Below are 14733 nucleotides of genomic sequence, written 5' to 3'. Positions count from 1 at the left end.
CGTCGATAACGCGCGGCGTCCACGCCCGGTGCCGCGGCGCCGTCGTTCGGCATTGAGGAGTCCGGCGAGGTAGAGGGCGAGTTCGTCAGCGACATCGAGCCTGGCACGATAGGTGATCACGTGGGGTTCTGGTTCCGTGAAGATGATCTTGTGGTGAGACCTTCTTCTACCAGGACCCCACGCCCACATCTCCCAGGCCTACCGCCACCTCACTCCACTGAGATCACCTCATTGAAATCGCACTTCCAATTTCCATTGAAACCCGGACCACCACCCGAGCGGGGGAGCGGGCCCGGGGTGAAAACCGAGGGAGTCGTCGGGGTGAAAACTGCGGTTCTCGCCCCTGGGGAGCGGGTCAGCGGCCTTGGTAGGTGCCGGGGCGCTTGGCGAGGAGGGCGTTCATGGCTTCGGCGTGGTCCTCGGTGTGGTGGGAGAGGGCTTGCATGGTGGCCGAGAGCTCGAGGACGTGGCGGAGGTCGTTGGTGCGGGATTCCTTGAGCAGGCGCTTGGCCATGCGGGTGGCGTGCGGCGGGTTCTTGGCGATGCGGGCCGCCAGCGCAGTCGCTTCGCCGAGGAGGTCGTCCGGCTCGACGACGAGGGCGACCATGCCCCATTCGAGCGCCTTGTGGGCGTCGACGCGGTCGCCGGTGAGGGCCATCTCGGCCGCGCGCTGCGGGCCGACGGCCTGGGTGAGGAACCACGCGCCGCCGTCGCCGGGGATGATGCCCAGCTGCACGAACGACTCGGCGAACCACGCGTGGGTGCAGGCCACCCGCAGGTCGCACATCATCGCCAGATCGCAACCGGCGCCGACGGCGGGGCCGTTGACGGCGGCGACCATCGGCACCTCGCACTCGGTCAGGGCCAGCGGGATGCGCTGGATGCCGTCGCGGTAGCCGTTGCGCATCTCCCACGGGCTGCCGCTGAACATGCCGGATTTCTCGCGCATGTCGTTGACGTTGCCGCCCGCCGAGAACGCCTTGCCCGCGCCGGTGAGCACCACGCACCGCACGTCCAGGTCCTGCTGGACCCGCCGCGCGTGGGTTTCGAACGCCTCGACCACGTCCGCACCGGAGATCGGATTGCGCTGCTCGGGCAGGTTGATCGTCCAGGTCTCCACGTGATCGGCGCGCTCGACCAGCAGCACATCGGACATGAGTGAGCATTCCTCCCAGCAGCCTCGCCTGATCCGCGGACACCCTACGTGCGCGGACGCCTCGCCTGGAAGCTCCGTTGACCGCGACCGTGCGCGCGGGTTACGTGGTGCGCGCACCCGTTGGCGAGGAGTGGTCGATGCCGTCACTGATGCCGCCGCCCGTCCGCGAGGACGCGGCGCTGATCTCGTTGCGCCGGGAGGTGCGGTCCTTCCTCGCCGAGCAGGTCGAGGCGGGCGCGTTCGCGCCGACCGTGGACAGCTGGCTGAGCGGGTGGGACGTGGAGTTCACCCGGGCGCTGGCCCAGCGCGGATGGCTGGGGATGACGGTGCCGGTCGAGCACGGCGGGCACGGCCGGACGTTCCTGGAGCGGTTCGTGGTCACCGAGGAGCTGCTGGCGGCCGGGGCGCCGGTGGCGGCGCACTGGATCGCCGACCGCCAGGTCGCGCCGAACCTGCTGCGCTTCGGCAGCGACGCGCTCAAGGGCGAGTACCTGCCGCGCATCGTGGCCGGCGAGGTGTTCTTCGCGATCGGCATGAGCGAGCCGGATTCGGGCTCGGACCTGGCCAGCGTGCGCACGCGCGCGGAGCGGGTCGACGGCGGCTGGCGGGTGCGGGGCACGAAGCTGTGGACCTCGGGCGCGCACCTCGCGGACGCCTTCATCGCGCTGGTGCGCACCTCGCCGCAGAGCGAGGACCGGCACGGCGGGCTGAGCCAGCTGCTGGTGCTGCTGGATTCGCCGGGCGTGCAGGTCCGCCCGGTGCTGTCGGCCAACGGCACCCACCACTTCAACGAGGTCCACCTCGACGGCGTGCACGTGCCCGATGAGCACGTGGTGGGCGAGATCGGTGCGGGATGGCACCAGGTCACCTCGGAGCTGTCGTTCGAGCGTTCCGGTCCCGAGCGGTTCCTGTCCACCTACCAGCTGGCGAAATCGCTGGTCGGGAGCCTGGATCCGGCTGAGGCCGGGCGGATCAGCGCCCGGCTGGCCGGGCTGCACCAGATGTCGCTGTCGGTGGCCGCGGCCTTGCAGAACAGTGAGCGGCCGGACGTGCCTGCTGCGCTGGTGAAGGTGCTGGGCACGACCCTCGAAGGCGACATCGCCGAGCTGGCCGATCTGGACACCCCCGCAGGTGCGTCCGGCGGGGTCGCGGCGCTGACGCGTCGGGCGGTGCAGCAGCGGCCCGGGTTCACGCTGCGCGGCGGGACGAACGAGGTGTTGCGCGGGGTCATCGCACGCGGATTGGGGATGCGCTGATGAGCACCGTGGACGACTTGCGGGAGGTGCTGCGCGACGTTCTCGCTGGCGAGCTCACCGACCGCCTCGACCAGGCCACCACCGGTGTCGGCTTCGACGAGCAGCTGTGGGCGCAGCTCAGCGATCTCGGTTTCACCGCGCTGACGGCTCCCGTCGAGCACGGCGGTTCCGGCGCTGGGTGGCTGGAGGCGGCGGCGCTGCTGGGCGAGAGCGCCGCAGCGGCACGGCACCTCCCGTTCGCCGAGAGCGACCTGCTCGCCCACTGGCTGCTGCGCGCCACCGGACACCCCGCCGACGATCCGACGACACCCCGCACGGTCGCCATCGTCGACCCCGACGGAACGGCCCGCTCAGTGCCCTGGCTCGGCCACGTCCCCTCCGTCCTGATCTTCCGCCGAGGCGACGGCACCTGCGCCGCAGCAGACACCCCCATCCCACTCCCCGGTCCCCAGAACCCCGATTACCGCAGTAATCGGGACCCTGAATACGGCGGTAATCGGGTCACCCACTCCGGGTTGCCGCGGGGGGAGGTGCGGTGGGTGGAGGAGCCTCGGGGGGTGGTGGAGTTCGACCCGGGGCTGCTGGATCAGCTGGTGTTGCGGGGGGCTCTGGCTCGTGCCGTGCAGATCGTGGGGGCGTTGGAGGCGGCCGTGGACCTGTGCGTGCAGCACACCGGTGCGCGCGTCCAGTTCGGACGCCCGCTGGCGAAGTTCCCAGCCGTGCAACACCTCGTGGCCGATGCCGCCGCCGAAGCGGCCCTGGCGCGGGCGGCGGTGGACGCGGCCGTCCTGGACGCGGTGGAGACCGATCTGGCCGGCTCGGCCTCGGCGGCCAAGGTCGCGGCGGCCCGCTCCTGCGCCGGCCACGCGGCCTCGGTGGTCGTGCGCCACGCCCACCAGGTCCACGGCGCCATCGGCACCACCCAGGAACACCCGTTGCACCTGTTCACGCAACCCGCGCTCGACTGGCGCGGCGAGTTCGGCACCACACGCGAATGGGACCGCTTCCTCGGCGAGACCGCGAGGACCGGCCCGCTGTGGGACCTGGTGCTCGGCGCACCGGTGCCGACCCCGCCGATCCCGGGAGGCCGCCTCAGCGGGAGCTGATGCTCAGCACGGCGACCAGGAAGTTCGAGTCCTCGCGGAACGGGCGCAGGTCCCAGGTCGACAGGGCGAGGTCGGTCTGGAGACCGGCCGCTTCGGCGTGGGCGAAGAACTCGTCGGGCTCGTAGCCGCGCCCGGTCCCGAAGCCCACGGCCACCCGGCCCTCGGGCGCCAGGTGCTCGCGGAAGCGCTGCAGCACGGTCCCGCGGGTGCTGGAGGCGAGGAAGGTCATCACGTTGCCGGCGCACACGATCAGGTCGAACGGCTCGGTCACGCCGTGCGCGGACAGGTCGAGCTCGGCGAGGTCGGAGACGACCCACCGCGGTCCCTGGTAGTCCTCCTCGGCCGCCTCGATCAGCGCCGGGTCGACGTCGACCCCGACGACGTCGTGGCCCACCGAGGCCAGCCAGCCCGCGACCCGGCCCGGACCGCACCCGGCGTCGAGGATGCGCGAGCCGCGCTCGGCCATCGCGTCGATCAGCCGAGCTTCACCCGCGAGATCGTCACCGGCTCGCGCCAGTCCCCGCATCCGCTCGATGTACCAGGCGGAATGCCCGGGATCAGCCGCGACCTTCTGCATCCAGATGCTCTGCTCGACCATGCCCCCATTGTGCGTGCCGCACGAACCCGCACGTCCGGCAGCGGGGTACTGGCAGTTCGGGAGCACGGCTCCGAAACGGTCGTCGCGTCCTCCTCGTCGCCGGTAACCGGGTCGAGCCCGATCTGCGCTGTGGTGAACGCCCACGTTCCCGCGCCAATCACGGTGACCTCGGTTGTCAACATGCACGGAGCCTAGGCCCGAGGCCGATTGCGGCGGCCCAGGGTCTTTGAAGCCCTCCGACACCAAGATCGCGCCGAACTTGTCACCACCGTCGGTGAGCGCGCCGTTACCAGCCATCTCGTCTGATAGGACCTCGGCGCATGAGCCGCCCCTACCGTCGCCGTCGTCTCGTCCTGCTCCGTCTGCTCCGGCGAGCTACACCCGGCGCGATGAGGACACGTTCTGGGCCTGGTCGCAGCAGGGCAAGTTGTTGGGCTACGTCTACGGCGAGGCGCGCCAGCTGGACTACCGGGCGGTTCACACCTACGCGCTCACCACGGTGCGAGATGAGTCGAGCTATTGGGCGTGGGATGAGAACGCCTGACTACTGGGCCTGATCGTCAAAGAGAAGGACCCGGTGTTGGGCCGGCGCTACGACTGCTACCTGCCGGACTGCATCACCCTGGTCAGCCACCAGAGACTCGGGGAGAAGACGCTCGGCAACGCGTACCGGCGCCTACGGTCCGGCCGCCGGTACTGACCCTCGTCACGAATCCTGGTTGATCTCGGGCGCCCGCCCGAGGAGATGACCCGCGAGAAGTTCGGGTTCGCGATCCCCGAGGCCTGATCGCCGCGCGGTCAGGCCTCCGGGCGGATCTGGTCGAGGGCTCCTTCGGCGAGCTCGGCCGTGGTGGCGTGGTAGTGGTGGGCGAGCTCGCGGAAGAGCTTCTCGGCGCGGATGGCCGGCCAGTCGGCGTCGAGGTGCTCGGCGGGCAGGTGCGGGTCCTGGCGGACCAGCTGCAACCAGTCGGTGTGCAGGACGAGCTGGCGGGCCAGGTCGTCGGGGGTGGCCGGCAGCGGATCGGAGGTGTCCCAGCGCGCGAGGAAGGCGCGGTAGCGCTCGGCGATGGCGTCGATGTCGAAGGCCTTGCGGACCAGGTCGGCGGATTCGGTCGGTTTGGCCTGCTGCGCGGTGAACACCGTGACGTTGTCGCCGAGTCCGAGCTCGTCGACGATCGCGGTGAGGTCCTTGTGGCCCGGGGCGATCCACAGTCCGTTCTGCAGCAGCCCGAACCCGGCCCAGATGAGCTTGGAGCGCAGGTCGTGCCGGTCGCTGCGCCGGGTGTCGGGCAGCGAGAACGCCACCAGCGTCCAGGTCCCGTCCCAGTCTCGGTTGACCGCTCCGGTGTCCCAGATCCGCCGTTCACCGTCCTGCAGGACTCTTCCGGCGTGCTCGGTGAGTCCGAAGTAGACGCGACGGCCGCGCCGGTGGCGGGTGAGCAGGCCGCGGTGGGCCATCCGGCTCAGCGTCGAGCGCACCGCCTCCTCGGAGACGTCGATCCGACCGAAGACGTCGATGATGCTGCCCGAGTAGACGGCCGTGTCGCGGCCGAGCACGTGCAGGCCCAGGAAGCTCAGCATCAGCGACTGCGGCCGGGTCGAGTAGGTCAGTGCGTCGTCGGCGGAAGTCACGTGACCAGCGTAGTCCGTTTTAAGTTGGGCACAATATTGACGGCCGTCACTCCGGAGCCGTACGTTTTTGCGAGTCGGCACGCTCGCGGAAGGACTCCGGAGGCCTGAGGATGAACGTCGACGAACTCGTCGCGATCGATGTGCACACCCACGCTGAGATTTCCGAGGACGGGCACGGTTCGCTGAGCCCGGAGCTGTTCGGCGCCTCGGAGAAGTACTTCAAGGCCGAGGGGCACCGCAAACCCAGCATCGCCGAGATGGCCGACTACTACCGGCAGCGCAGGATGGCGGCGGTGGTGTTCACCGTGGACGCCGAGTTCGCCACCGGGCACCCGCGCATCGCCAACGAGGAAGTGGCGCGCCACTGCGCCGAGCACTCCGACGTGCTCATCCCCTTCGCCAGCGTCGACCCGTGGAAGGGCAAGGCCGGGGTGCGCGAAGCCCGCAGGCTGGTGACCGAGCACGGCGTGCGGGGGTTCAAGTTCCACCCGAGCATCCAGGGCTTCTCGCCGAACGACCCGATGGCCTACCCGCTCTACGAAGCGATCGAAGAACTGGGCGTGCCGGCGCTGTTCCACACCGGGCAGACCGGCATCGGCGCCGGTGTCCCCGGCGGTGGCGGCATCCGGATGAAGCACTCCAACCCGATGCTCGTCGACGACGTGGCGGTCGACTTCCCCGAACTGCGCATCATCCTGGCCCACCCGTCGTTCCCGTGGCAGGACGAGGCGCTGGCGGTGGCCACCCACAAGCCCTACGTCTACATCGACCTGTCGGGGTGGTCGCCGAAGTACTTCCCGCCGCAGCTGGTGCACTACGCGAACTCGTTGCTGCAGGACAAGGTCCTGTTCGGCTCGGACTACCCGGTGATCACCCCGGACCGCTGGCTGTCCGACTTCGACGAGCTCGAGATGAAACCGCACGTCCGACCGAAGATCCTCAAGGACAACGCCGTCGCGCTCCTCGGCCTGAAGTAGGCCCCGGACCAGGAGGTTTCGCATGACGGCGATGAGCCGCCGCTTCGCCACGCTGGCCGCATCCGCGCTGCTGGCCACCTCGGTGGCCGCCCCGGCGCTGGCCGCCGAGGAACCCGCCCACGTCGAGGGCAGGCTGCCCAGCGGCGCCACGTGGGTGATGGACGTGCCGGAGAACTGGAACGGCACGCTGCTGCTGTTCAGCCACGGCTACCAGGCCGCCGGGCAGCCCAACCCGGCCGAGAACGCACCCAGCGAGGAGGCCGCCGCGATCGCCCTGCGCGAGGGCTACGCACTGGTCGGCTCGTCCTACGCCACCACCGGGTGGGCCGTCGAGCACGCCGTTCCCGACCAACTGGCCACAGTGGACGAATTCACCCGCCGGTTCGGCCAGGCCCGGCGCACGATCGCCTGGGGCCAGTCCTACGGCGGGCTGGTCACCACCACCATCGCCGAGCGCCACGCCGACCGCATCGACGGCTCGCTGTCGATGTGCGGCCTGGTGCACGGCGGCATCGCCAACTGGAACAGCACCCTCGACGCCGCCTACGCCGTGAAAACCCTGCTGGCGCCACGATCGAACCTGCGGCTCGTCGACTTCCCCGACCCGGCAGCCGCTTCCGAAGCGGCGGCGCAGATGACCGGTGTGGTCGAGCAGGCGCAGACCACCCCGCAGGGCCGCGCGCGCATCGCGCTCGCCGCCGCCCTGCACAACATCCCCGGCCACAACGACCCCGCTCAGCCCGAACCCGGCGAGCGCGACTGGGAAGCCCAGCAGCGCAACCAGTACGAGGTCATGACGAGGTTTCCCACCACGGCGATGGAGTGGCGCCAGGAAGCCGAATCCCGCGCGGGCGGCAACATGTCGTGGAACACCGGGGTCGACTACGCCCGCATGCTCGCCCGCTCGCCGCACTCCAGAGAGGTCGAGGCCCTCTACGGCTCCGCCGGGCTCTCGCTTCAGGAGGACCTGGCCGCGCTGGCCGACGGCCCGCGCATCAGCGCGGACCCCGGCGCCGTGGACTACATGATCGGCAACGTCGTGTTCACCGGCGAGCTGGCGACACCGCAGATGGACATCCACACCACCGGTGACGGGCTGGTCCCGGTGCAGGTCACCAGCGCCCACCGCGACGCGGTGACCGAAGCCGGTGCGAACCGCGAGTTGCGGCAGGCCTTCGTCGGCCGGCCCGGGCACTGCACCTTCACCGCGGGCGAGCAGATCGCGGCCCTGCGCACCGTGGAATCCCGCATCGACACCGGGTCGTGGGGCAGCACCGAGCCCGCCGCGATGAACGCCCGCGCCGAGGCGGCCCAGCCCGGCGCCGAGCACGCCTACCTCAGCTACCGGCCCGCACCCCACCCGCGTCCCTTCGACCTCGCCGACTGATCGAACCATCCGCTGTGGACAGTCAATCCGAGCCGGTGCCACGAGCACCCCCGACGACGAGGGTTGCCAGATGACATCTCCGGCCGCACCCGACCGCGATTCGGCGCAGCTCAGACGCGCCGTGGCCTCCAGCTTCCTCGGCAGCGTCATCGAGTACTACGACTTCCTGCTCTACGCCACGGCCTCGGCGGTGGTGTTCAGCCAGGTGTTCTTCACGAACCTCGACCCCCTGGTGGCCACGGTGGCCAGCTTCGGCACCTTCGCCACCGGCTACCTCGCCCGGCCGCTCGGCGGTCTGGTCTTCGGTCACTTCGGCGACCGGGTCGGCCGTAAGCGCATGCTGGTGCTGACGATGGTGCTGATGGGCGTGGCGAGTTCGCTGATCGGCCTGCTGCCCACCTACGAGCAGATCGGCGCGTGGGCGCCGCTGGGGCTGGTGCTGCTGCGGGTCCTGCAGGGCGTGGCGGTCGGTGGCGAGTGGGGCGGGGCGGTGCTCATCTCGGCCGAGCACGCCACGTCCCGCCGCGGCCTGTGGGCCAGCTTCACCAACGCCGGAGCGCCCTGCGGCATGGTGCTGTCGACCGCGGTGCTGACCGGCTCGGCGGCGGTGCTCGGCGAGGAGGCGTTCCTGGCCTGGGGCTGGCGCATCCCGTTCCTGCTCAGCATCGCGCTGCTGGCGCTGGGCCTGTTCGTGCGGCTGCGCGTGGCCGAACCCCGGCTGTTCCAGGAGGCCGAACCCAGCAGGCGGGCGCCGCTGCTCGACGTTCTCCGCCACCGGCCGCGCCAGCTCGCGCTCGGCGTCGGGGTGGGGCTCGCGGCCTTCGTCGCCCAGTCCACCCTGACCACCTTCGTGCTCGCCTACGGCGTGCAGGCCGGGTTCACCCGGCAGGCCGTGCTGAACGCGATCACGCTGTCGTCGGTGACCGCGGTGGTGGGCATCATCGGGTTCTCGGCTCTGTCGGACCGGCTCGGCAGGCGACCGGTCGTGCTGGTGGGCGCGCTGGCGATGGCGGTCTACAGCTTCGCGCTGTTCCCGCTGGTCGACAGCGGCAGCAGCGCGTTGCTGCTGGTCGCGCTGGTGCTGGGCCAGGGCGTGATCCACCCGATGATGTACGGGCCGCTGGCCGCGCTCTACACCGAGCTGTTCAGCACCGAGAGCCGCTACACCGGGGCCTCGCTCGGCTACCAGCTGGCCGGGCTGGGCGGCGGGCTGGCGCCGGTGCTGTTCGCGCAGCTGCAGAGCGCAGGTGCGGGCACGACCGCGATTTCCGGCACGATCACCACCTTCTGCGCCCTGACCGTCGGGTGCGTGCTGGCCCTGCGCGAAACCAGCGGGCAGGACCTGGCATCGACCACGGGCGCAGCGGTGGTGGAGGAGGGGAAGCGTTGATGCGCAACCTTGGCCTGGGCGGCTGGCCCGCCCGTCGAGCGCTGATGACACCGGACCGCACGGCCTTCGTCTTCGGCGAGACCTCGGTGACCTACGCCGAGTTCGCCCGCCGGAGCACCCGGGTGGCCCACCGGCTGCGCGAGTGCGGCGTCGGGCCCGGCGACCGGGTGGCCTACCTCGGGCCCAACCACCTGGCCTTCGTCGAGACGATGTTCGCCACCCACCAGCTCGGCGCGATCTTCGTCCCGCTGAACTTCCGGCTCGCCGCACCCGAGATCGACTACCTGCTGGCCGACTCGCAAGCCGAGGTCCTCGTGCACGGGCCGGAGTGCGCCGAGACCGTCGCCGCCCTGGACCGGCGTCCCGGTCACGTCGTGGCCGTGGCCGGTGCCGGGCCCGGGGAGCTGGACTACGAGAGCTGGGTCTGCGCAGGTGTGGAGGAGCCGATCGACGTGGCGGTGGGTCTCGACGACACGGCGCTGATCCTCTACACCTCGGGCACCACGGGCCGGCCGAAGGGCGCGATGCTCACCCACGGCAACCTGGTGTGGAACACCTACAACCTGCTGGTGGGCGTCGACGTGGCCAGCGACGAGATCACGCTGATCACGGCTCCGCTGTTCCACGTCGCCGCCCTCGACCAGACGCTGCTGCCGACCTTCATCAAGGGGGCCTGCTCGGTCATCGCCCCGGGCTGGGACGTCGAGGCCTGCTACGACCGCATCGAGCGGTTCGGCATCACCTGGATGTTCGGGGTCACCACGATGTTCGCCGAGCTGGCCGCCTCGCCGCGCTGGGCGGAGGCCGACCTGTCGTCGCTGCGGATCGTGATGAGCGGTGGCGCATCGATCCCGGAGTCGCTGATCCGCACCTACCAGGAGCGCGGGCTGGTGTTCTGCCAGGGCTACGGCATGACCGAGACCGCACCGGGCGCGACGTTCCTGGAACCCGCCGAGAGCCTGCGCAAGGTGGGCTCGGCCGGTGTCCCGGTGTTCTTCACCGGAGTTCGCGTGGTCCGGCCCGACGGCACCGACGTCGAGGCCGGTGAGCCGGGGGAGGTGCTGGTCAAGGGCCCGAACGTCAGTCCTGGCTATTGGAGCGACCTGGCGGCCACGGAGGCGGCGTTCGAGGACGGCTGGTTCCGCTCCGGCGACCTGGCCAAGCTCGACGACGACGGTCACCTGCACGTGGTGGACCGGGTCAAGGACATGTTCATCTCCGGTGGCGAGAACGTCTACCCGGCCGAGGTCGAAAGCGCGATCTTCGAGCACCCGGCCGTGGCCGAGACGGCGGTGGTCGGCGTGCCGGACGAGCGCTGGGGCGAGGTCGGCCGGGCCTTCGTCGTCTGCCACCCCGGCGCCGTGTTGACCGGCGAGGAGTTGCGCGGGTTCCTGCGGGCCTGGCTGGCCAAGTACAAGATCCCGGTGCAGGTCGACGTCGTGGACCACCTCCCGCGCACGGGCTCGGGCAAGATCCAGAAGTCCCAGCTGCGCACCCTGCCCCGCACCTGAGCCGTCAGTTGTCGTTGCGGCCTAACGCCTTCACCACCGCCGAGGTGCGGTCACCGACGCCGAGCTTGGTGAAGATGTTGCGCAGGTGGTTCTTCACCGTGCGCTCGGATATCTCCAGCGATCTGGCGATCTGGCGGTTGGAGTACCCGCGCGCCAGGTGGTCGAGAACCTCCTTCTCGCGCTTCGTCAGCGAGGACAGCACCTCGGTCAGCGCGGCTTCGGCGGGATCGCGGGCTTCTTCGCCCTGAAGCATGCTGATCCGCAACGACGCCAGCTGACCGACCTGGTTGAGGACCTGGCGCATCGCGCGCGAGTGCTCCACGGCTTCGTGCAGCAACGCGGTGATCGCCCGGTCGAGGGTCCGGTCGGGAGAACGGGCCATGAAGCGCCTCCACTCGGCGGTTCGTCCGGGGCACCCTGCACCCGTCCATTCCTACTTCCCATTTCGCCACAGCCTTACGCGCGAATTACGGGCCAGATCCCGAATCCCTCGGAAGAGTGGGGAAATGGCCCCGGGTGGACCAGCGCGAACAGGCCGGAACTAGTGCGGAAGGGCTGGGGCGAATTGTTCATGGCGACTGGTTCCCGGGCGCTCCTAGTGTGGAAATCGTTCCGCACACCAACAGAACAGGAGCTCTCGACGATGTCTGCTCTACCGAAGGCGTTCGAGGAACAGTCGGCTTTCTCGGCGGATCTTCGGGGCGGGATCCCTCTTTTCGGAATGGACGCGGACACGGCGCACGACCTCGTCACGGGCAAGCTGCGGGCAGGATGCCCACCCGAGCGCAACCTCGCGACCTTCCTGACCACGTCGATCGAGCCGGAGGCCCAACGGCTCTACCGCACCTACCTCAACCACAACCTCGTCGACCGCGAGCAGTACCCGGCGATCGATGCCCTGCTGCGCGAATGCGTGCGCATCATCGGCGCGATGTGGCACGGCGATCCGGAACGGATCGTCGGCAGCGCCACCACCGGATCCAGCGAGTCGGCGCTGCTGGCCGGAGCTTCGCTAATGCGCGACTGGCAGGAGCGCACCGGAGGGGCCCTGTCGCGGCCCAACCTGGTCATGGGGGCCGGAGCGCACGCCTGCTGGAAGAAGTTCTGCGAGCACTGGGGAGTGCAGCAGCGCATCGCCCCGGCCCGCGTCGAGGGTCCGTCGCTGGACGCCGAGGCGGTCGGAGAGCTCTGCGACGAGCGCACCATCGGCGTCGTGGGCATCCTCGGGTCCACACTGGACGGACGGTACGAGCCGATCGAGGCCATCGCCGCGGAGCTGGACCGCATCGAGCAGCGCTCCGGGATCGACGTCCCGGTGCACGTCGACGCGGCCTCCGGCGGGTTCATCGCGCCGTTCCTCGATCCCGAGCTGCGCTGGGACTTCCGCCTCCCACGCGTGGTGTCGATCAACGCCTCCGGCCACAAGTCGGGGATGGTGCCGCCGGGTCTGGGTTGGCTGGTGTGGCGCGATCAGGGGAGACGCCGCTCCGAACTGGGGGTCCGGATCAACTACCTCGGCGGCGATGACGCCCACTACGAGCTGACCTTCTCCCGATCCGCGGCGCCGGTGGTGCTGCAGTACTACAACTTCGTGCGCTTCGGCTTCGCCGGGTTCCACGCCGTGCACGCCCGGTCCCGGTCGTTGGCGCGGAAGCTGGCGAGCCGGCTGCAGGCGACCGGGCGGCTGCGGTTGCTCGGCGACGGGACGGAACTGCCCGTCGTGGCGGTGGCCGCGCGACCACCCGTGCGACTGCGGGAGCTGGCCGAGCACCTCGCCGAACGCGGCTGGTCGGTGCCGGTCTACAGCCTCCCGCCGGTGCTCGAGGACGTGGAGGTGATGCGCATCGTCGTGCGCAGCGACCTGACTTCGGCCGCGGTCGAGGAACTCGCGACCGCTGTTGAGGAATTCGTCTCCAGTGCGAACTGATCAGAACAGGAGGACAACCATGCGTCCAGTCCGAATCGTCAGCCGGTTGACCGACCGCGAACCGCCGCGCAGCGGTACCGGGATCCGCCTCGCGCTCTTCCAGGGCGAGAACCCGTGCGGTTCACCGGCGGCGGTCGCCGAGAACCTCGCCAGGATGGAGGAGGTGATCTCCCTGGCCGCCGGCTACGGCTGCCAGCTCTGCGCGTTCCCCGAGTGCTTCAACACCGGCTACGCGCTCGACCGCGAGCTGTGCGAGCAGCTCGCCGAACCGTGCGACGGCTCCACCGTGCAGCTCGCGCGGAAGTTGTCCACCCAGCACGAGACCGCGATCGTGCTGCCCTACGTGGAACGCGCCGACGACGGCGCCCTGCACGACTCGGTGGCGCTGGCCGCCGACGGTGAGCTCGTCGCCAACTACCGCAAGACCCACCTCTACGGCGACGCCGAGCGCGCCAACTTCACGCCGGGGCGTGAACTTCCACCGGTCGTGCAGGTCAACGGGTTCCCCGTGGGGCTGCTGAACTGCTACGAGTGCGAGTTCCCGCCGCTGTACCAGAGCCTGGTGGACCGGGGAGCGCAGCTCATCGTCGGGCCCACCGCCGCCGACCGGCACTTCACGTTGCGCGACGGGACACCGACGTTGGTGGCCTACCCGGATGCCACCGAGCACATCATCCCCGCGATGGCCGCCGTGTGGCGGGTCTTCGTGGCCTACGCCAACCGGCGGGGCTGGGAGGTCTCCGATCGCGGCCAGTGGGAGTACCGGGGCAACTCGGGGATCTGGGCGCCCGATGGCACCGCGGTGGTCAGCGCCGGTCCGGAGGAGCGGGCCGTGGACTCGCTGCTGCTGGGCGATTGCCTTCCGAGCGCGGTGCCGCCGTTCAGCCCGGAGGGCAACCACCTGAGCGATTCCCGCATCCCCGCCTCGGACCGGCTGCTGCCAGCGGGCTGAGTCAGACCCGCGCGTCGGCGACCTCGGTCATCGGCGCCAGCCGCACGCCCGCGGAGGCGAACCGCCCGCGGATCGCCTCCGCGATCTCCACCGCGTTGGAACGGTCCCCGTGCAGGCAGATCGTGTCGGCGTCGACCTGCACGGGGTTTCCCTCCACGGAGCGCACTTCGCCGCGCAGCACCGCCTCGGCCTGGTCGGCGCAGGCGTCCGGCGGTTTCGGCTTGGGATCCGGTTCGATGATGATGTGCCCGGCGTTGTCGTAGTCCAGGTCGGCGAAGGCCTCGCGCACCACCGGGAAACCGCGCTCCGCCAAGCGCTCGGAGACCGGCCCGGCCAGCAGCACCACGCGCACGCCGGGCGCGGCGGTCGCGAAGGCCTCGACCACGGCTTCGGCCACGGCCGCGTCCTTGATCGTCAGGCCGTAGAGCGCGCCGTGCGGTTTGACGTGCGCGAGCGTCAGGCCGTGATGCGCGGCGATGGCCTGCAGAGCTCCGAACTGGTAGAGGCAGGCCTGCGCGGCTTCGGCGGGGCTGAGCGCCATGGCTCGTCTGCCGAATCCGGTGAGGTCGGGCAGGCCGGGGTGCGCGCCGATGGCGGTGCCGCCGTCGCGCGCCAGTTCGACGGAGCGGCTCATCGTCGCCGGGTCTCCCGCGTGCCAGCCGCACGCGATGTTCACCGAGGTCACGAGGGGGATGAGGCGGGCGTCATCACCGAGTCGCCAGCGCCCGAAGCTCTCGCCGGCGTCGGCGTTGAGATCGATGACAGTGCGCATGGATCACCTCCAGATCGGGCGTCCACCGTAGTTTTCGGTGTTTGCGCACGCAGATCAATGAGCCTACCC

14 protein-coding genes are annotated in these 14733 nt (G+C 70.4%); 9 read left to right on the top strand and 5 right to left on the bottom strand.

Annotated features, from left to right (window positions below; genetic code table 11):
• Positions 1 to 355: 355 nt before the first annotated feature.
• Positions 356 to 1156, bottom strand: coding sequence for a crotonase/enoyl-CoA hydratase family protein (locus R4I43_RS04875; protein ID WP_324264287.1), 801 nt, complete (start codon positions 1154 to 1156; stop codon positions 356 to 358).
• A gap of 77 nt (positions 1157 to 1233) precedes the next feature.
• Between R4I43_RS04875 and R4I43_RS04870 the strand changes: the two genes are divergently transcribed.
• A complete protein-coding gene (locus tag R4I43_RS04870; protein ID WP_324264286.1) occupies positions 1234 to 2412 on the top strand; it encodes an acyl-CoA dehydrogenase family protein in 1179 nt (392 codons plus the stop codon).
• On the top strand, positions 2412 to 3518 hold the full coding sequence (locus tag R4I43_RS04865; protein ID WP_324264285.1) for an acyl-CoA dehydrogenase family protein: 1107 nt from the start codon (positions 2412 to 2414) through the stop codon (positions 3516 to 3518). The genes R4I43_RS04870 and R4I43_RS04865 overlap by 1 nt, the downstream gene beginning before the upstream one ends.
• Here R4I43_RS04865 and R4I43_RS04860 read toward each other — a convergent pair.
• Complete coding sequence (locus tag R4I43_RS04860) at positions 3505 to 4116, bottom strand: class I SAM-dependent methyltransferase (RefSeq protein WP_324264284.1); 612 nt, start codon at positions 4114 to 4116, stop codon at positions 3505 to 3507. The two genes, R4I43_RS04865 and R4I43_RS04860, sit on opposite strands and share 14 nt — an antisense overlap.
• Before the next feature lie 577 nt (positions 4117 to 4693).
• Here R4I43_RS04860 and R4I43_RS04855 point away from each other — a divergent pair.
• Positions 4694 to 4816 carry a hypothetical protein gene (locus R4I43_RS04855; protein WP_324264283.1) on the top strand — a complete coding sequence of 41 codons (123 nt, stop codon included), beginning with the start codon at positions 4694 to 4696 and terminating at the stop codon, positions 4814 to 4816.
• A 98-nt stretch (positions 4817 to 4914) separates the two neighbouring features.
• Here R4I43_RS04855 and R4I43_RS04850 read toward each other — a convergent pair whose 3' ends face one another.
• Positions 4915 to 5748, bottom strand: a complete 834-nt coding sequence (locus R4I43_RS04850) for a PaaX family transcriptional regulator (RefSeq protein WP_324264282.1) — start codon at positions 5746 to 5748, stop codon at positions 4915 to 4917.
• 110 nt (positions 5749 to 5858) lie between these two features.
• On the opposite strand from R4I43_RS04850, the gene R4I43_RS04845 reads away from it, so the two are divergent.
• The 4 genes from R4I43_RS04845 to R4I43_RS04830 all read left to right on the top strand — a co-directional run bounded on the left by R4I43_RS04845 (position 5859) and on the right by R4I43_RS04830 (position 11013).
• Entirely contained in the window at positions 5859 to 6725 is an 867-nt protein-coding gene (locus R4I43_RS04845) for an amidohydrolase family protein (protein ID WP_324264281.1), read from the top strand.
• A gap of 22 nt (positions 6726 to 6747) precedes the next feature.
• A complete protein-coding gene (locus tag R4I43_RS04840; RefSeq protein ID WP_324264280.1) occupies positions 6748 to 8112 on the top strand; it encodes an alpha/beta hydrolase family protein in 1365 nt (454 codons plus the stop codon).
• 70 nt (positions 8113 to 8182) lie between these two features.
• On the top strand, positions 8183 to 9502 hold the full coding sequence (locus R4I43_RS04835; RefSeq protein ID WP_324264279.1) for an MFS transporter: 1320 nt from the start codon (positions 8183 to 8185) through the stop codon (positions 9500 to 9502).
• Entirely contained in the window at positions 9502 to 11013 is a 1512-nt protein-coding gene (locus tag R4I43_RS04830; protein WP_324264278.1) for an acyl-CoA synthetase, read from the top strand. Before R4I43_RS04835 ends, R4I43_RS04830 begins: the two co-directional genes overlap by 1 nt.
• A 4-nt stretch (positions 11014 to 11017) precedes the next feature.
• Here R4I43_RS04830 and R4I43_RS04825 read toward each other — a convergent pair whose 3' ends face one another.
• Positions 11018 to 11395, bottom strand: coding sequence for a helix-turn-helix domain-containing protein (locus R4I43_RS04825; protein ID WP_324264277.1), 378 nt, complete (start codon positions 11393 to 11395; stop codon positions 11018 to 11020).
• A gap of 189 nt (positions 11396 to 11584) precedes the next feature.
• Here R4I43_RS04825 and R4I43_RS04820 point away from each other — a divergent pair, with 189 nt between their 5' ends.
• Together R4I43_RS04820 and R4I43_RS04815 are read left to right on the top strand one after the other, a co-directional pair.
• Positions 11585 to 12940, top strand: coding sequence for a glutamate decarboxylase (locus tag R4I43_RS04820; protein ID WP_324264276.1), 1356 nt, complete (start codon positions 11585 to 11587; stop codon positions 12938 to 12940).
• Positions 12941 to 12959: 19 nt separating this feature from the next.
• On the top strand, positions 12960 to 13892 hold the full coding sequence (locus R4I43_RS04815; RefSeq protein WP_324264275.1) for a nitrilase-related carbon-nitrogen hydrolase: 933 nt from the start codon (positions 12960 to 12962) through the stop codon (positions 13890 to 13892).
• Position 13893: 1 nt separating this feature from the next.
• Here the strand turns inward: R4I43_RS04815 and R4I43_RS04810 are convergent, their stop codons facing one another.
• Positions 13894 to 14664 carry a LamB/YcsF family protein gene (locus R4I43_RS04810; RefSeq protein ID WP_324264274.1) on the bottom strand — a complete coding sequence of 257 codons (771 nt, stop codon included), beginning with the start codon at positions 14662 to 14664 and terminating at the stop codon, positions 13894 to 13896.
• Positions 14665 to 14733: the final 69 nt, after the last annotated feature.

Source organism: Saccharopolyspora mangrovi, assembly GCF_035320975.1.
GTDB classification, from domain to species: Bacteria; Actinomycetota; Actinomycetes; order Mycobacteriales; family Pseudonocardiaceae; genus Saccharopolyspora; species Saccharopolyspora mangrovi.
This window is presented reverse-complemented; position numbering and strand designations above follow the sequence as displayed.